Annotated in this window: 21 protein-coding genes, 1 pseudogene and 2 riboswitches; of the genes and pseudogenes, 13 read left to right on the forward strand and 9 right to left on the reverse strand. The window is 37.4% G+C overall.

Features of this window, described 5'->3' with window-relative positions:
- The 4 genes from COJ96_RS18615 to pssA all read left to right on the forward strand — a co-directional run bounded on the left by COJ96_RS18615 (position 1) and on the right by pssA (position 4,188).
- The gene (locus COJ96_RS18615; protein WP_098575297.1) at positions 1–1,533 is read left to right on the forward strand and encodes a carboxypeptidase M32; all 1,533 of its coding nucleotides are present in this window, start codon (positions 1–3) and stop codon (positions 1,531–1,533) included.
- A 306-nt stretch (positions 1,534–1,839) separates the two neighbouring features.
- A complete protein-coding gene (locus COJ96_RS18620) occupies positions 1,840–2,628 on the forward strand; it encodes a TerC family protein (RefSeq protein WP_098575298.1) in 789 nt (262 codons plus the stop codon).
- Positions 2,629–2,786: 158 nt separating this feature from the next.
- Positions 2,787–3,458 carry a phosphatase PAP2 family protein gene (locus COJ96_RS18625; protein WP_098575299.1) on the forward strand — a complete coding sequence of 224 codons (672 nt, stop codon included), beginning with the start codon at positions 2,787–2,789 and terminating at the stop codon, positions 3,456–3,458.
- A gap of 19 nt (positions 3,459–3,477) precedes the next feature.
- Positions 3,478–4,188 carry a CDP-diacylglycerol--serine O-phosphatidyltransferase gene (gene pssA, locus COJ96_RS18630; protein WP_180230176.1) on the forward strand — a complete coding sequence of 237 codons (711 nt, stop codon included), beginning with the start codon at positions 3,478–3,480 and terminating at the stop codon, positions 4,186–4,188.
- 62 nt (positions 4,189–4,250) lie between these two features.
- Here the strand turns inward: pssA and qoxD are convergent, their stop codons facing one another.
- The 4 genes from qoxD to qoxA are packed head-to-tail and all read right to left on the reverse strand — an operon-like array spanning position 4,251 to position 8,092.
- On the reverse strand, positions 4,251–4,544 hold the full coding sequence (gene qoxD / locus COJ96_RS18635) for a cytochrome aa3 quinol oxidase subunit IV (protein WP_098575300.1): 294 nt from the start codon (positions 4,542–4,544) through the stop codon (positions 4,251–4,253).
- Complete coding sequence (qoxC, locus tag COJ96_RS18640; RefSeq protein WP_026566947.1) at positions 4,545–5,150, reverse strand: cytochrome aa3 quinol oxidase subunit III; 606 nt, start codon at positions 5,148–5,150, stop codon at positions 4,545–4,547.
- Positions 5,140–7,116, reverse strand: a complete 1,977-nt coding sequence (gene qoxB, locus COJ96_RS18645; RefSeq protein WP_098575301.1) for a cytochrome aa3 quinol oxidase subunit I — start codon at positions 7,114–7,116, stop codon at positions 5,140–5,142. Before qoxB ends, qoxC begins: the two co-directional genes overlap by 11 nt.
- Positions 7,106–8,092 carry a cytochrome aa3 quinol oxidase subunit II gene (qoxA, locus tag COJ96_RS18650; RefSeq protein ID WP_098575507.1) on the reverse strand — a complete coding sequence of 329 codons (987 nt, stop codon included), beginning with the start codon at positions 8,090–8,092 and terminating at the stop codon, positions 7,106–7,108. The genes qoxB and qoxA overlap by 11 nt, the downstream gene beginning before the upstream one ends.
- A gap of 371 nt (positions 8,093–8,463) precedes the next feature.
- Here qoxA and COJ96_RS18655 point away from each other — a divergent pair, with 371 nt between their 5' ends.
- On the forward strand, positions 8,464–8,766 hold the full coding sequence (locus tag COJ96_RS18655; protein WP_098575302.1) for a heme biosynthesis protein HemY: 303 nt from the start codon (positions 8,464–8,466) through the stop codon (positions 8,764–8,766).
- 241 nt (positions 8,767–9,007) lie between these two features.
- Here the strand turns inward: COJ96_RS18655 and COJ96_RS18660 are convergent, their stop codons facing one another.
- Genes COJ96_RS18660 through COJ96_RS18670 form a run of 3 tightly spaced genes read right to left on the reverse strand, consistent with a single transcriptional unit; the run spans position 9,008 to position 9,957 of the window.
- A complete protein-coding gene (locus tag COJ96_RS18660; RefSeq protein WP_098575303.1) occupies positions 9,008–9,415 on the reverse strand; it encodes an Hsp20/alpha crystallin family protein in 408 nt (135 codons plus the stop codon).
- Between the two features lie 12 nt (positions 9,416–9,427).
- On the reverse strand, positions 9,428–9,670 hold the full coding sequence (locus tag COJ96_RS18665; RefSeq protein ID WP_098575304.1) for a spore germination protein: 243 nt from the start codon (positions 9,668–9,670) through the stop codon (positions 9,428–9,430).
- Between the two features lie 20 nt (positions 9,671–9,690).
- Positions 9,691–9,957 carry a spore germination protein gene (locus COJ96_RS18670; protein ID WP_098575305.1) on the reverse strand — a complete coding sequence of 89 codons (267 nt, stop codon included), beginning with the start codon at positions 9,955–9,957 and terminating at the stop codon, positions 9,691–9,693.
- Positions 9,958–10,163: 206 nt separating this feature from the next.
- On the opposite strand from COJ96_RS18670, the gene COJ96_RS18675 reads away from it, so the two are divergent.
- Both COJ96_RS18675 and COJ96_RS18680 read left to right on the forward strand, forming a co-directional pair.
- A complete protein-coding gene (locus COJ96_RS18675) occupies positions 10,164–10,913 on the forward strand; it encodes a Cof-type HAD-IIB family hydrolase (protein ID WP_098575306.1) in 750 nt (249 codons plus the stop codon).
- Positions 10,914–11,039: 126 nt separating this feature from the next.
- Positions 11,040–11,240: a cold-shock protein gene (locus COJ96_RS18680; RefSeq protein WP_026566955.1), complete on the forward strand. Its 201-nt coding sequence runs from the start codon at positions 11,040–11,042 to the stop codon at positions 11,238–11,240.
- Between the two features lie 97 nt (positions 11,241–11,337).
- Here COJ96_RS18680 and COJ96_RS18685 read toward each other — a convergent pair whose 3' ends face one another.
- Entirely contained in the window at positions 11,338–11,535 is a 198-nt protein-coding gene (locus COJ96_RS18685; protein ID WP_098575307.1) for a YwbE family protein, read from the reverse strand.
- Positions 11,528–11,731: a hypothetical protein gene (locus tag COJ96_RS18690; RefSeq protein WP_098575308.1), complete on the reverse strand. Its 204-nt coding sequence runs from the start codon at positions 11,729–11,731 to the stop codon at positions 11,528–11,530. The genes COJ96_RS18685 and COJ96_RS18690 overlap by 8 nt, the downstream gene beginning before the upstream one ends.
- Positions 11,732–11,986: 255 nt before the next feature.
- On the opposite strand from COJ96_RS18690, the gene COJ96_RS18695 reads away from it, so the two are divergent.
- The 6 genes and pseudogenes from COJ96_RS18695 (at position 11,987) to COJ96_RS18720 (ending at position 17,154) form a co-directional block, all read left to right on the forward strand.
- Positions 11,987–12,457, forward strand: coding sequence for a GyrI-like domain-containing protein (locus tag COJ96_RS18695; RefSeq protein ID WP_098575309.1), 471 nt, complete (start codon positions 11,987–11,989; stop codon positions 12,455–12,457).
- A 127-nt stretch (positions 12,458–12,584) separates the two neighbouring features.
- A riboswitch (FMN riboswitch) is annotated at positions 12,585–12,733 on the forward strand.
- A gap of 151 nt (positions 12,734–12,884) precedes the next feature.
- The gene (ribE, locus tag COJ96_RS18700) at positions 12,885–13,544 is read left to right on the forward strand and encodes a riboflavin synthase (RefSeq protein ID WP_098575310.1); all 660 of its coding nucleotides are present in this window, start codon (positions 12,885–12,887) and stop codon (positions 13,542–13,544) included.
- Between the two features lie 24 nt (positions 13,545–13,568).
- Positions 13,569–14,189: pseudogene (ribB, locus tag COJ96_RS18705) on the forward strand (3,4-dihydroxy-2-butanone-4-phosphate synthase); the annotation flags it as partial.
- Between the two features lie 56 nt (positions 14,190–14,245).
- Positions 14,246–14,716, forward strand: a complete 471-nt coding sequence (gene ribH, locus COJ96_RS18710; RefSeq protein ID WP_098575312.1) for a 6,7-dimethyl-8-ribityllumazine synthase — start codon at positions 14,246–14,248, stop codon at positions 14,714–14,716.
- 60 nt (positions 14,717–14,776) lie between these two features.
- Positions 14,777–14,968, forward strand: a riboswitch (cobalamin riboswitch).
- 193 nt (positions 14,969–15,161) lie between these two features.
- Positions 15,162–16,127 carry an ABC transporter substrate-binding protein gene (locus COJ96_RS18715; RefSeq protein ID WP_098575313.1) on the forward strand — a complete coding sequence of 322 codons (966 nt, stop codon included), beginning with the start codon at positions 15,162–15,164 and terminating at the stop codon, positions 16,125–16,127.
- Positions 16,093–17,154: a FecCD family ABC transporter permease gene (locus COJ96_RS18720; protein WP_098575314.1), complete on the forward strand. Its 1,062-nt coding sequence runs from the start codon at positions 16,093–16,095 to the stop codon at positions 17,152–17,154. Before COJ96_RS18715 ends, COJ96_RS18720 begins: the two co-directional genes overlap by 35 nt.

Consider the following 17,154-nt stretch of genomic DNA (forward strand, 5'->3'; position numbering starts at 1 on the left):
ATGGAACAGAAAGTCATTGATCCAGTTGTACTTAGGGCATTAGGGCAATTTAAGGCTTTGGATGAAAAAATTACTCATTTTTCAAGTATCATTGGTTTAGCAGACTGGGATCAAAAAGTCATGGCACCAAAAAAAGGGAGAAGTATGTTTGCCAAGGCGACGGGGACCCTTCGGACCGAAATTTTTAAGCTTTCTGTTTCTGAGGAAATGGGAGAACTGCTAGCGGAGCTAACACTTCCTGATAACTTGGCATTTTTAGATGAAGTGACAAGAGCGAAAGTTAGAGAATATAAAGAGTACTACCAAAAATCAAAGAGCATTCCTGCCGACCTATTTCAGGAATATAGCATCTTAACGGCTCAAGCAAATGATGCTTGGGAAGAGGCAAGGGAAAATAACGATTTTGCCCGCTTCCTTCCGTACTTAGAAAAAATAGTTGATTATAAGCGAAAATTCGCGGATATCTATGGGTATGAGGACCATCCATACGATGCTCTCTTGGATGAGTTTGAACCTGGTTTAACGGTGAAAAAACTCGATCCGCTGTTCGCAAAATTAAGAGATACTAGTGTTAAACTACTGGAACGCATTCAACAAAATGGAAAGCGGACACAGGCAGAAATTTTTGAACAGTCGTTTTCCATTGAAAAGCAAAAAGAATTTAACCGCTATATTTTGCCTATAATAGGCTTTGACCTTGAAGCGGGTAGATTGGATGAAACGGTCCATCCTTTTGCACAAACCGTTAATACAGGTGACGTACGATTAACAACTCGTTACCTAGAAGGAAATGTCCGTTCTGCATTATTTGGTACCATCCATGAGGCAGGACATGGGATCTATGAGCAGCACGTCAATCCACAGTTTGAGGAATCAGTTCTTCAAAGTGGAGCATCCTTCGGGATCCATGAATCTCAATCAAGATTTTTAGAAAATATGGTCGGCCGCAGTAAGCAGTTCTGGAAGTATTTTTACCCGAAACTTCAAGAGTATTTTCCAAAGCAGCTCGAAAATATAACTGTTGAGGAATTTTATCGTGCTGTAAATACGGTGCAGCCATCATTTATCCGTGTTGAGGCCGATGAATTAACCTATAATTTGCATATCATGCTTCGGTATGAAATTGAAAAAGCCTTAATTAGCGGAGAGGTTGAAGCTAAGGATCTACCTGTAGTCTGGAATCAAAAAATGCAAGATTATCTCGGTGTAACACCTAGTTCCGACACGGTTGGTGTATTACAGGATGTTCATTGGTCATTTGGAGGAATCGGTTATTTTCCGTCCTATTCATTAGGGAATCTCTATGCAGCTCAAATTCTCCGTACGATTCAAAAAGACCTTCCAGATTTTTATAAACATATTGAAAATGGACGTTTTGATCTTATCCAAGAATGGTTAAAAGGAAAGATCCATCAATACGGGAAGCTGTATAGACCGAACGAATTGATTGTAAAGGTTACTGGGGAAGAATTAAACGCGGAATATCTTGTTGAATATCTTGAAAAAAAATACACTGAAGTTTACGGATTGTAAACTGTAAAGCTGTGTGATATTTAGCTATTAAACTCTAAAACATTGACATTTTCCTTGCATTATAATAAACTATTAGTAATTAAATATTTCCTTTTTAAAGGGGAGTAGCTGCTACAATAGAGTCGTCATTCCGAGTATTTATTACTCCGGCTTTATTGGCAACATTTACGTTGTTAGCAAGACCTTTACTTTACTGTAAAGGTCTTTTTGTGTTCTTTTAGGCCTTTACTGTAATCGGTAAAGGCCTATTTTTATGGCGTAAGGGAGTATTTTTTGAAAAAAATCAACTTTAAGGAGGAAATATTCATGGATTTAGCTCTTTTACTGGAATACGGCTGGGTGTTAATAATCTTGGTGGCATTAGAAGGTCTCTTAGCCGCAGATAACGCGCTAGTGCTCGCGATTATGGTGAAACAATTACCTGAAGATAAACGTAAGAAGGCATTATTTTACGGTTTGGCAGGTGCCTTTGTGTTCCGCTTTGCTTCCTTATTTGTGATTTCGTTTCTTGTGGATGTGTGGCAAGTTCAAGCCATTGGTGCTCTTTATTTGCTGTTCATGGCAGGTAATCATATTTTCCGCAAGGTGGTCATTAAAGGGAAGGAAGAAGATAAAGAGGAGAGGGCAGGGGCAAAAAAGAGCAACTTTTGGGTGACTGTATTAAAAGTTGAAGTGGCCGACATTGCGTTTGCCGTTGATTCGATCCTTGCTGCTGTCGCAATGGCCGTTGCCCTGCCAAACACACCGCTTCCAAATATCGGTGGTCTGGATGGTGGTAAATTTTTAGTAATCTTTGCTGGAGGGGTAATTGGTTTAATTATTATGCGCTTTGCAGCGAATCAGTTTGTGAATTTATTGGAAAAAAGACCAGGTTTAGAAATTGCTGCATTTACAATTGTGGGCTGGGTTGGAGTGAAGCTTGCCGTCTACACGTTATCACATCCTATGTTAGCGATTTTAAGTGAAGATTTTGCGCATTCAACAGTTTGGAAAGTAACCTTTTATGTTGTATTAGTAGGTATCGCCGCAGCCGGCTGGTTTTTCTCAAAAGATAAAAGCGTAGAACCAGTGCGAGAAGAACCCAAGACACTATAATTATTTTTCACCTTCATAGGAAAGGCGGACTCAACCAAAGCTGCCTTTCTTATGGCTTTTTTACATACCATTGTAAGGTTAAAAGTTGTAGAAGTTGAAACAATGAGCAACCTATAAAGTATAATCAAAAATCCAATTTTCTAGAGAGGTTTGTATTGATGAAATTAAAAACATATCTTATAATCGCCTTTAGCCTGAGTGTTGTTTCCATTATTGGCTTTAGTCTGATATCCTTATTAATAAGTGACCAAAAAATCATTCATTTTGATCGTATCGTAATCGACGCTGTTCAAGATATGGAAACACCGTTTCTTACATCTGTAATGAAATTCTTTACGTTTATTGGTTCGGCTCCATTTGTCATTGTTCTTAGCCTTTTTCTTTTACTTTTTCTCTATAAAGTGCTCCATCATCGCTTAGAATTAATCTTATTTGTAGCGGCCATTGTGGGTTCAGCGATATTAAATGGAATTTTAAAGAATTTTTTTCAACGCGTACGCCCTGAGTTTCATCGCTTAATTGAAATTGAAGGTTTTAGTTTCCCAAGCGGTCATGCAATGAATGCTTTTACGGTCTATGGAATTATTACCTTCTTATTATGGCGGCATATTACAAGTGCGTTAGGAAGATGGGCACTAATCTTTGTAAGCATGGTGATGATTTTAGCCATTGGCATCAGTCGAATCTATTTAGGTGTCCATTATCCCAGTGATATCATGGGTGGATATTTCGCAAGCGCCTTTTGGATTACAACAGCTATTATATTTTTCCAGTATTATCAGGTTAAGCGTTATAATAAAAGACAACGACGTGAAAAGAATATTACCTAAATTTCCTATCTAGTATGGAGTGATACATATTATCAGAAACAGTATTCCTAATTTATTTACCATTTCTAATTTGTTTTTCGGATATTTATCCATCATGTATTCCGCCCAGGGGGATTACAAAAATGCTGCCATTTTAATATTAATAGGGATGATGCTCGACAGTATGGATGGCAGGATTGCACGAATGTTACGAGTGGATAGTGAGTTGGGGAAAGAGTTAGATTCGTTAGCAGATGTGGTAACTTTTGGTGTTGCACCGGCAATGATGGCTTATTATTCCTATTTCTCAGAGTTTGGTGTGGCAGGGATGGCCATTTCAGGATTATTTCCTTTATTCGGAGCCTACCGATTAGCCCGGTTTAATATTAATGCTGTTAAATCTTCAAATCATTATTTTACCGGTGTTCCCATCACTGCAGGGGGAGGATTACTAACACTACTTACCTTATTCCAAGGTAAAATGCCAGAGTTCATTTTGCCCATTGCCTTTTTTATCATCTGTTATTTAATGGTGAGCACGATAAAAATTCCAAGCTTGAAAGATGTCCCATTACCCAAATACGGAATTATCGTCACGCTTTTCCTAGGGTATGCGATATACCTCGTCTTCAAAAAAGAGCAGCATCGCTTTCCGTATTTCATCTATGTGGCAATCCCGCTGTACATAGCTTTTATCATTTTCCAATTAGTAAGAAGAAAGAGAAAAAGTAATGGTGGAATAAAAAAATAAGAACAAAAAAAGGGTGTCAGATACCATGTGAATTCTTCACATGGTGCCTGACACCTTTTTATTTACATTCCGAAAGACATAACCCAGATTGAACCAGCAACGGTTACGAAGGCGATGAAGAATCCGTAAGCGACGTTGATGATTTGGGATTTGCCGTCTTCTCCTTCGTTCATATGCATGAACATATATAGCTGAAGGGCAGCCTGGATTACAGCTAAAGAGCCGATAATCCAGAGTATTGTTTTAAATGGAAGATTGGTTTTCAGTGCTACGCCAAGTGCGGCGAAGGTTAGTACTAATGACATAATAAAACCTAACACATGCGTAAGTGGAAATCCTTTTGTATTTTTAGCCATTTATGCCACCATCCTTGCTAAATACACAAATGTGAAAATGAAAATCCAGACAACATCTAAAAAGTGCCAATATAGACCGATGATAAAAGTTTTACGAGCAGTAACAGGTGTTAACCCTCGTTTTAGTATTTGGATAATAACCATAGTCGCCCAGCCAATACCCATACTCACGTGCAGACCGTGTGTTCCAAGTAATACAAAGAAGCTAGAGAGGAAAGCACTTGTTTGCATGGTAGCTCCTTCATGAACATAATGGATAAATTCTGTGATCTCCATGAACACGAACCCAGCACCAAGGAGAAGGGTAATGATAAACCATAACAATAATCCATTCCGGTTATGACGGCGCATCTCATAAATGGCAAGACCGCAAGTAAAACTACTAGTTAATAAAAGGATCGTTTCGACCATAACATCTTTTATTTCAAAAAGGTCCTTTGGAGTTGGACCTCCAGCATATCTCGCACTAAGGACAGAAAATACCGCAAAGAGAGTCCCAAAGAGAATAATCTCCGCTCCTAGGAAAATCCAGAAACCGAGAATATTCATTCGGTTCTGTTCTGTTTGATATTCGAGTGGTAAGGCAGTGTTTACATTAGCTGACATGGCTGTTCCCCCCTTTATCGACGTTACGCCATGCTTTTTCCGTTTCCTTTATTTCGTCAACATGAACATGGAAACCATCGTTGTAATCGAATGAACGAATGATTAACCCAATAAGTATTCCAACAGTGGCTACAAGAGCCGCAATTTTCCATTCAAAGACTAGGAAGAAACCAGCAATGCCAAAGATTACGCCCATATAGATTGGTAAGCCGGAATTACTTGGCATATGGATTTCTTCAATTTCTTCGTCTTTCAACGTCAATCCTTCGTTATTCTTTTTCATATACCAGAAGCTATCAACAGATTTCACTTCAGGCAATTTCGCAAAATTATAGAATGGAGGAGGTGAAGCAGTTGCCCACTCTAGCGTTCTTGCATCCCATGGATCGTTTGAAATATTACGGTCTGCATAGCGTGCACTCCAATAAATGTTATAGCAAAGTGCGCCAAAGCCGATTGCTAAGATAACTGCACCAATAGTAGATAATAGGAATAATGGTGCATAGCCAGATTCAGCAGAATAAGTGTACGAACGACGCACCGCACCATCTAATCCTAGGAAGAACATTGGCATAAACGTTAAGTTAAATCCAATGGTAAAGAACCAAAAATGTATTTTACCAATTTTCTCATTGAGCATATGGCCGAACATTTTTGGCCACCAGTAATAAAGTCCAGCAAATACCGCAAACACAACACCAGGAATTAACACATAGTGAAAGTGAGCGACAAGGAATAGGGTGTTGTGGTATTGGTAATCGGCCGCGCCCATTGCGAGCATAACGCCAGTTACACCACCGATGATAAAGCATGGAATGAATGCAAGTGCCCAAAGCATCGCAGTGGAAAACTCAATTCGACCTTTTCTCATCGTGAATAACCAGTTAAACATTTTGACACCCGTTGGAATAGCAATCATCATCGTCGTAATGGAGAAAACGGAGTTAACTCCTGGTCCAGCTCCCATTGTAAAGAAGTGGTGGACCCAAACGAGCATACTTAAAAACGCAATACCAACAATCGAGAAAACCATAGATTTATAGCCAAAAAGCATTTTTCTTGAAAATGTTGAAATAACTTCAGAAAACATTCCAAATGCGGGTAGGACAACGATATATACCTCAGGGTGACCCCATAACCAGAAAAGGTTAGCCCACATCATATCCATACCGCCACCCGCTAAGGTGAAGAAATGGGTTCCAAAGATCCGGTCAAACGTCATTAATGCAAGTGCAACCGTGAAAATTGGGAATGAAGCAACAATAATCACCGAAGCAATGAATGAAGTCCAAGTAAACATTGGCATTCTCATCAGTGTCATGCCTTTTGTTCTCATTTTTAAGATAGTGACAATAAAATTTATACCCGTCATCAGGGTACCAATCCCAGCAATTTGCAGGGCAATCGCATAATAGTTATTCCCGATTCCAGGAGTAAATTCTTTACCTGCAAGAGGGAAGTATGCAGTCCAACCAGCATCTGGAGAACCACCGACAACAAACGAAATATTAAACAGCATCGCACCACTAAAGAACAGCCAGAAGCTTAACGCGTTAAGTTGTGGGAATGCGACGTCACGAGCACCGATTTGCAGTGGGATTACCACGTTCATTAAGCCAATTAATAATGGCATTGCTGCAAACAAAATCATAATGACACCGTGTGTAGTGAAAATTTCATTGTAATGTTGCGCATCTAAAAATTTCATTTCTGGACGTGAGGTTTGAGCCTTCATTAAGAGGCCGTCCACACCGCCACGGAAAAACATTAATACACCAGAGAGGATATACATAATCCCAATTCGTTTATGATCAACGGTTGTTAACCATTCTCTCCAGAGCCATTTCCATTTTTTTAAATAGGTAACCCCAGCCACAATTCCGATCATTGTTAAGAGAATAGCAATCTGAGAACCTAGTATTAATGGGTTGCCAACAATAAAAAAGTCATGCCAATTAATGTTCATTGTGCTCACCTCCATCTGATTTTTCACTCTTGTCCATGCTTTCCATACCTTCCATGTCCATAGAATGACTATTTGTTTCTTTTTCTTTGAAAATCTTTCCTTTTACGCCATGTACTTCGTACAATTCAGGATTTGTATAAGTTTTAGAATTCATATCCGCATGGTTTACCCAGGCAAGATGTGTTCCAATAAATGTTTCACGTCCTAAGTGTGTAGGCTTAAGAAGTTGATTGTATTTCTTTTCTGTTAACTTAGGAGCAGTTTCTTTAACTTCTTTTACCCATTTTTCAAAGGCTTGGGGGGATTTTGCTTCAACCGTAAATTCCATTTCAGCATAGCCCTTACCGTTAAAGTTTGTATTTCTTCCTAAAAATTCACCAGGCTTGTCAGCTGTAAGGTACAGCTCTGTCTCCATCTTGTTCATGGTATACTTTTGACCGCCTAAAGCAGGAACCCAGAATGACTGCATTGTACCTGCAGAAGTTAACTTAAACTGCACAGGTGTGCCAGCAGGAATATTCACGTAGTTCACAGTTTCAATCCCTTGTTCAGGGTAGCTAAAAATCCACTTCCAATCGGCAGAAGTCACATTAATGGTAATTGGTTTTTTATTTTCATATCCAGCAGGTACTTTTTCTAACTTATAGATTGTATTAACAGTAGGAATCGTTAAAGCAATTACAATAAGAATAGGAATGACAGTCCAAATTATTTCTAATTTTGTGCTTCCATGTTCTTCAGGTGGTTCGTAATCTGCATTTTCAGGCTTAGCCCGATATTTCCAGATAATATATCCAAATAAACCAAAAACAACGACAACCACTAGCAACATAAAAATAAGTGACCAGTTAATTAAATCTAGAATGTCACGTGCGGCAGGTCCTTTTGGATCAAAGACGACCATATTCGTACATCCGCTTAAAAGCATAGTTGGTACTAAAGCTAACAGTGGAATTAAGTAGCTTTTTTTAAACATGAATTTTTCTCCCTTCCAAATGTTCACTTTTACGATTATAATCGTGAAACCTTTCACAAACAAGACTGAATTACTTCTTTTTTTGCTTCCATGTACTGATTAAGCCTAATTTAAATTAGTTATTATTTAATAGTAATTAGTCCGTTAGTCTTTTCTAAAACCTATATTAACAATAATGCTGTGATGTTTATACACGTTTTTCGATTAATTTGTGACAAATTTGTTAAGGTTTTAAAATTCCTATCGAGGAAAAGAATGTATGTAAATTTTTACCTGGTAAATTAAGTATTTTTAGTTCAAAACTAATCATTGTCTATTTTTGCAAAAAAGTGGGATAATACGTAGGAATACATAGATGAGGAGAGCCAAAAATGAAGGTAAAAGTGAATCGTAATGCAGCAAAAGCTTTGAAAAAAATGTTAGAACAAGAAGAAGCACAAGGAAAACTTTTTCGTGTGTATGTCACAAGTATTCATGGTGACCATGCCCATTATGATTTAAAGCTTGATACACCAACAGAAAATGATGTTGTCGTCACAAGCGATAAAGAAATTGATTTCATTATTGATAAAAATGACCCAAACCTAAATAGTATTTGGATTCAATATTTCCAATTACCGAAAGAAGAGTGGCTGATTACTAACCCAACCATGGGTGTCCATCACCATCATTAATAGCACCACATTAAAACGCTTGTTTTTGACAGGCGTTTTTTTATTATTGTTATTTTCTTAAAACTTGAAATAATTAGTAATTGTTTCATATAATCAATTACCATGAACAATCGTAAGTAATTTCATACTAATAAAAGGAGTGTGCATATGATTTAATCACAAAACAAGTTTACCCTTCTACAATCATAGAAGGGAAATCTTTTGCAATAAGTCTTTATGATATTGGAGATAAACACTCTAGTCACTTCTTATTTCGAGGGTAAGATAAATGAAGTAGTCCATTATTAATTTGTGAATGTATTAAATGAGCCTGTGTTGGTTCAGGTAGGTCAATTACTCGTTCAAAATCACCATATTCGCGTTCTCTCTTCATTTCCATTTCTAATGGTAAAACAGGTTTTATTCTGCCATTAATTTTTAAATGATTATTTGAAATTAAGCTAAGCGAAACATCTTCTGGATTTACCCCAGGTATTTCAAAAATAATAAAGTTATAATAATCATTTTGGTATAAGTCAAATTTTGGATTAAGCGATACTTCTCTAAAAAATTCATCTGGTTGTTTTTGCTTTAGTACGCTAGACCAAAAATTGCTCTCTCTATACTCGTTAGTAATCTCTAGCCATCTTCTCATTTTTTCTATATCCATATTGCTGCTCCTTTAAATTTGATTAGCTATAGGCATAGATGGGTTAGCTATTTGATCCTGATCACTAATATCTGTATCTATATTGCCTGAGGACATTAAAGAAGTGGCTGGTGATAAATCACCTAAAGTGAAATTTGCTCCCACAAATTTACTATTTGCAGTATGGCTGTTATGCACAGTAGGACCGATATCAACATTCCCGTTTTGGGTGGCTCCATTTATCTTGAAATTTAAAATATTTATTTGATATGGCATATCAGATAACTCCTATAATTTTAGATTGGTGGTACAGGTTGAATTGGTGTATTGACATTAGTAGAATCAGTAGTTCCAATAGAGGTTTGATCATTAACGTCTGGATCATTTAACAGGTTTTCCATCATTGCCTCAGTTGGTGAAGTATCTCCATATGAAGCATTAATTCCTTGTAATTTACTATTGGCTGTGGGACTGTTATGAGATGCTTCCCCTATAGTTATGGAGCCATTGCCCGAAATACTGTTTATTTTTAGATAATATAAATTGATAACAACCGATGGCATCATTAAACACCTTTCTATTCTTGGCTTATGGGTACTATATGCAATAGAGCGCCTATAGGTTACTTATTAAAGGATTATAAGAAAATTGCAAGATACTTGTCAGAGTATTTATTATAACTATATTATGTAAACTTAATGTTTGATTAGTTTTTAGAAATGATGTTATCTTATTATAGGAAAAGTATGGAAGGGAGCTTGATATACATATGGATAATTTTAATAATGACATTGAAGTCAAACTAGTTGCACTCGATATGGATGGTACGCTTTTAAATAATAAAGGACAGGTATCGGAAGCAAATCGTGAAGCCATCAAAGCTGCTAAGGAAAAAGGAATCTATGTGGTTCTTAGTACAGGCCGTTCACTTTTGACGAGCAGAGAGCATGCTGATTCATTAGAGCTTGATTCTTATTTAGTCACTGTTAATGGTAGTGAAATATGGGATGATCAACGTCAATTAGTAGAGAGGAACTTGGTAAAGTCTGAACTTGTTGAGTGGATGTGGAGGTTATCGCTGCAACATAAGACTAAGTTTTGGGCGATTAGCACGGAACGCAATTGGCATAATGAAATGCCGGAGGACTTGCATACTTTAGAATGGATGAAATTTGGCTTTAATATCGATGATGATGAAACCAGAGAGATAATCATGAAAGAATTACAGGCAAAAGGTGAATTTGAACTTAGTAATTCTACGTTGAAAAATATTGAAGTGAATACGGCCGGTATTAATAAAGCGAAGGGTCTGGAGATTGTTTGTAACAGGCTGGGATTGGATATGAAAAATGTAATGGCCGTAGGTGATAGTCTTAATGATTTGGCGATGATCAAGGCAGCTGGCATGGGAGTTGCAATGGGAAATGCACAAGATCTTGTGAAAGAAGCAGCGGATTGGGTAACTACCACAAATGAGGAAGACGGAGTTGCAAAAGCAATCCACAAATGGGTTTTATAAAGATTTTATATCCAATTAAAATTTTTAAAATTGTTATGGTATAGGTAAAAAGGAAATGGGTAAAAATAATTATGCAATCAATTTGCAATTTACATGTAATAGTTACATGCTAGGAGGCTACAAAGAATGGAATCAGGTAAAGTAAAATGGTTTAACAGTGAAAAAGGTTTTGGATTCATTGAGCGTGAAGGTGGAGAAGATGTATTTGTTCACTTTTCTGCTATTCAAGGCGAAGGATACAAAACATTAGACGAAGGTCAAGAGGTAACGTTTGAAATTGAAAGTGGCCAACGTGGACCACAAGCAGTAAACGTCCGTAAATCATAATGACCCGCCAATAAACAGACCCAAGCCTTTTGGGTCTGTTTTTTACTTCCATTAAAAAAGCCCACTTTGCATCATTGTGCAAAGAGGACTTTCTAAACTAATTATTTATTTCCTTAACTCTGCCAACTTGTCCATCCGTAAGCCTGACCTTTATGCCGTGAGGATGAAAACTGGACTTTGTTAATATATCCTTGACGGTCCCCTCTGTTAGTTTCCCGCTTCGTTGATCTACTTTTAGGACAATTTTGACAAGTGCACCTGGGGAAATATCTACTCGATTCTGACCACTAGACACCCATTTTTCTCCGCGAATTACTTACTTTTTTCGTTTGCTGGCTTTGCAGCTTTTTAGTTGCCATCGAGTTGTTTGAACTTGAAGTTCCTCCGGCAGATTTGTTCTTCTTATTTTGCAGTTGTTGTTTCATCGCTTCTTGTAGACTTATTTTCTTCTTGGGTTCTTCCTGTGGATTTGTTTGATTTTCATTACTCATAAAAAATCCTCCTATTAATGTGCTAAGTCCATTATATGCTATTTTCATCCAAATAATAAAATTTACGACATCATTTAAAAAAAGATAGTTAAAAAAATTTGGACGTTATTTCTCATTTTTGGAATAACGTCCGTTAATTTTAATACCTATACATGTGTGGACGATTTGGAATGAATTTAGTCGAATTATTTTTGCAGGAGTTTAAGAGTGACGGTGAGAATTATATTAATATGATAATTCAAAAGGGGGATTAGCATGAGTATCCAAGTAATAGAAAAAGAAGAAATGAAGGTTGTTGGAATTTCATGGAACGGAACTTATTCACAAATCAGTACACTCCCAGGTCTATTTAAAAAGATGATAGATCGGCTAGAAGAAGTATCATATCAAACCAAAGACCCTGTTTTGATCGCACCTTTTCACAGCAGAGAAACAGAATTTACTTATTATGTTACAACTCCAGTTGAAAAAATTGAGGAAATCCCAGATGGTATGGTTGGTTTTACGATTCCAAGTAAAAATTATGTATTTGCTACACATCAAGGAAGTCATGAAAAAGTGGAAAGTACATATAAACAAATCTATGCCTGGATGGAAGAATATGGATATGAACATGATCACAATGCCCTAAGTTTGGAAGTGTATAAAGAAGAGCATAAACATCAAAATGAGACTGGTGAATTACATTTTGATATTTATTTACCTGTAAAGACTTATAAACAATAAATAAGTTGGTAAAATTATGACGGTAAGCTAAGTTCTGGTTATTAATTGTGTTTTTAGTGCAATATAGTTAAGCTAATAGCTTTACTATTAGAATGAAATGTCATAACATATAAGTATATATTTAAATAATTTCCTTCGGGGTCAGGTGAAATTCCTAACCGGCGGTGATGAAGCTATGCTTCTTAGTCCGTGACCCGGTTAACATTAATATGTTAAGCGGTGGATCTGGTGAAACTCCAGGGCCGACAGTTAAAGTCTGGATGGGAGAAGGAAAAGACAGGATTAACAATAGGGTGAAGTGTACCTATTTTTAAGCCTTTATTTTCTATTGTCTTTTTTTCAAGACCCTGATGACAAACTGTCTTTAGGGTCTTTTTTAATTTTTTGGGCAGAATCAAAGGGAAACATAGTAAGGAGTTTGGACAATATGTTTACTGGAATTATTGAAGAAATTGGCGTAGTCGCAAACATCCAGCGGACTGGCGAGTCGTTTGTATTGAACATAGAAGCGAATAAAATACTAAACGATGTCCATCTTGGGGACAGTATTGCGGTTAATGGGGTTTGTCTGACGGTTACATCCTTTACGGGTAAACTGTTCACAGTAGATGTGATGCCGGAAACGGTCAGAGCTAGCAGTTTAAGTATGGTAAAACGAGGGTCCAAAGTAAATCTTGAGCGGGCTATGGCAGCGGGTGGAAGGTTTGGCGGTCATTTCGTTTCAGGACATATTGACGGAACAGGTGTAATAAAAAGTAAACAATCACTTGAAAATGCGATTTACTATGAGATTGAAGCCGAAGAGGAATTATTGCGATATGTAATCTTAAGAGGGTCGATAGCGGTGGATGGGACAAGCTTAACCGTATTTGCTGTTTCGGAGAATAGTTTTACATTATCCATTATCCCGCATACATTGTCAGAATCGATTCTTGGACAGAAGGGTTCAGGGGATATTGTAAACTTAGAATGCGATATGATAGGAAAATATGTTGGTCATTTTATAACTAATTTTTCTAATCAACCTCCGCAAAAAAGCAGCAAGGGGATAACCGCTAATTTTTTAGAAGAGCATGGATTTTTTTAAATAAAATTGAAAGGGGAGGTAACTGTGTTTAATACAATTGATGAAGCATTATCGGACCTAAAGGAAGGTAAGGTTATCATTGTCTGTGATGACGAGGACAGGGAAAATGAAGGGGACTTTATTTCCCTTGCTGAAAAAGCTACACCTGAGGTCATAAATCTTATGGCCACTCACGGCCGAGGCCTAATTTGTGTGCCTATTGACGAGGATTTAGCTAATAAGCTTGACTTACATCCAATGGTTACCAACAACACAGATCCGAAACGAACTGCCTTTACTGTCAGTATCGATCATAAATTCTCTACCACTGGCATTTCTGCTTTTGAAAGATCCGCAACAGTTTTGAGTATGGTTGACCCCGAATCAGAAGCCGGTGATTTCTTAAGACCAGGACATATTTTTCCACTCGTTGCTAAACAAGGTGGAGTTCTGAATAGAAAAGGGCATACAGAAGCAGCTGTTGATCTTGCCAAATTATGCGGTGCGAAGCCTGCAGGGGTTATTTGTGAAATTATGAATGAGGATGGAACGATGGCCCGCGTTCCTGATCTTTTTAAAATTGCAGAGAGAATGAACCTTAAAATGATTACGATTAAAGATCTAGTTGAATATAGAATGAAAAATGAACGAATGGTTAAGCGGGAAGCATAGATTACCGCTCTAAAGCTCAACTACACAAAACAATTGATGGAGGCATACACATGGGAAATATTTTTGAAGGAAATTTAGTTGGTTCTGGGTTAAAAATTGGAATAGTTGTTGGACGTTTCAATGAATTTATTACTAGTAAATTATTAAGCGGTGCACAGGATGCACTTAAAAGACATGGAGTTAGCGAGTCAGATGTGGACCTTGCGTGGGTTCCGGGGGCATTTGAGATTTCATTAATCGCTCAAAAAATGGCCAATAGTAATAAATACGATGCGGTTATTACACTTGGAACGGTCATTCGCGGTTCAACTCCACATTTTGACTATGTTTGTAATGAAGTAGCAAAGGGTGTTTCTGCGATCAATTTGAAAAGTGGCATTCCTGTTATTTTTGGAGTGTTAACAACGGATTCAATCGAACAAGCCATTGAACGAGCTGGTACAAAGGCAGGAAATAAAGGTTGGGATGCAGCAACGGTTGCGATTGAAATGGCAAATTTATGCAGAAATATTGAGCAATAACTTGTTGTAAAAAATCATATACAAATCTTTTCTCATTTTCTATAATAAAAATAACAAAAAAATATTATTTTAAATTTAGGTGCTAAAATCTTCTCAGATGATTTTAAGCTTAAAAGGGAAGTTGGTATAAGCCAACGCGGTCCCGCCACTGTAAATGGGAGCAACCTATATTGTGTCACTGTCGTATACGATGGGAAGGCATAGGAAGCGATGATCATGAGCCAGGAAACCTGCCTAATTCTTGTGCGCCAATAACCTACGAGGATAGGAAGGTGTTGAAGGCTAGACTCTCTTTACTTATGCTAGTAACCTGAATCTATCAAACCAACATCTCCATTTCATTTTGGAGATGTTTTTTGTTGTTATCCACGTATTTTGTTTAGCACAAGAAAAAATTTATTTTTTGTTACATACATGATACTTTACAAAGAAAGCAGGGAGAAAAATGAAGAAGTTGTATTCATTGCTGTTAGTAGTATTATTGACAGTAGGAGTGTTAGCGGGTTGTGCTGAAAAGAAAGACCAGGTAAAGGAAGATTCAAATACTAGTGTAGAGAAGAAAACAGCGGAAGTTACCTATCCACTTACGATTACAGATGCAACCAAAGCGGAAGTTACTATTGAAAAGAAACCAGAAAGCATTGTTTCTCTGATCCCAAGTAATACTGAAATTGTTTTTGCCTTAGGTCTTGATAAGGAAGTAGTGGGAGTAACCGATTTCGACAATTATCCAGAAGCGGCAGCCAAAAAGGAGAAAGTTGGCGGCCAAGAAATAAACTTAGAAAAAATTATTTCCTTAAAGCCAGATTTAGTGTTAGCACATGCCTCTTGGGCTTCTAGTTCTGAAGCTGGGCTTCAGCAGTTAAAAGATGCAGGGATTCCTGTTTTAGTTGTTAATGACGCGCAAAACTTTGATCAAGTCTTTGATTCTATAGATTTGATTGGGAAAGCCACTGGTGAAACAGCAAAAGCTGATGAAATCATCACTGGGATGAAAGATAAATTAGCAGAAATTAAAGCAAAGGCTGGAGAGATAAAAGAAAAGAAAAAGGTATTGGTTGAGGTTTCACCAGCTCCAGAAATTTATACATCTGGAAAGAATACGTTTATGGATCAAATGCTAAGTGTAATAAATGCTGAAAATATTGCTAACGATCAAGAAGGCTGGATTAAAATTGACCAAGAAGCCATGATTAAACGAAATCCTGATGTTATCGTCACTACCTATGGATTCTATGTCAAGAATCCTGTCGATCAAGTATTAACAAGGAAGGGCTGGGAAACGGTCAACGCTGTAAAGAATCAGCATGTAGTTGATGTGGATTCTGATCGTGTGACTCGATCAGGCCCAAGGATTGTTGAAGGAGTAGAAGATCTTGCGAAGGCTGTCTATCCTGAAGTTTTTAAATAATAAGTATTTAGCCTATTGTATAGCTGGAGTTTTCCTGATTCTTTCTATATTAATAGGTATTTCGATAGGAACGGTTTCGGTTCCAATCTTAACTATTATAAAGATTATTAGTGCAAAGTTATTCGGGCTCATTTCCTTGGAGAAATTTGACCCAATGTATACGAGTATTGTCTTAAATATTCGGTTGCCTAGAGTAATCTTATCAGGTCTTGTTGGAGCTTCCCTTGCTATTGCAGGGGCAGCCTTTCAAGGGCTGCTTAGAAATCCGTTAGCAGATCCTTATACATTAGGTGTATCCTCTGGAGCGTCTGTGGGGGCGGTGTTGACCCTGTTTTTTCAGCTTTCCATTCCCTTCATAGGATCCTTTACATTACCATTGTTAAGTATCTTATTCTCTTTTTTTACAATCTTCCTAGTTCTCATGTTTGCAAGTAAAATCGAACAATCGATGCGAGTGGAAACCATTATATTAACAGGTATTATTTTCAGTTCCTTTTTAGGAGCCATAATTTCGCTTATGATTGCACTAACTGGGGATGAACTCCGGCAGATTATAGGCTGGCTTTTGGGAAGTGTTTCAATGAGAGGCTGGGATTACATAAAAATTATTTTACCCTTTTTCATCATTGGCTCATGTTTATTGCTTTTTAATGCCAAGGAGCTAAATGCGATGTCATTTGGGGAAGAACGGGCACAACATATTGGTGTTAATGTACATAAAAGAAAGCTCTTAATCTTGACTGCAGGCTCGATATTAACAGGGGCAGCCGTTGCGGTGTCAGGCACCATTGGTTTTGTTGGTCTGGTCATTCCACATTTGTCGAGATTATTATGGGGTCCTGATCATCGTCAGCTTCTTCCTTTGTCTATCATATCGGGGGCAGGTTTTTTAATTTTAGCCGACTTGATTTCAAGAATGATCATTTCTCCAACAGAATTACCCATTGGTGTTATCACTGCTTTAATTGGGGCTCCGGTATTTGCAATAATCCTGCTACAAAGAAAAAGGAGAGAAAGAAGTGGTTAA

Source organism: Bacillus sp. AFS073361, from assembly GCF_002567005.1.
Lineage (GTDB): Bacteria > Bacillota > Bacilli > Bacillales > Cytobacillaceae > Neobacillus.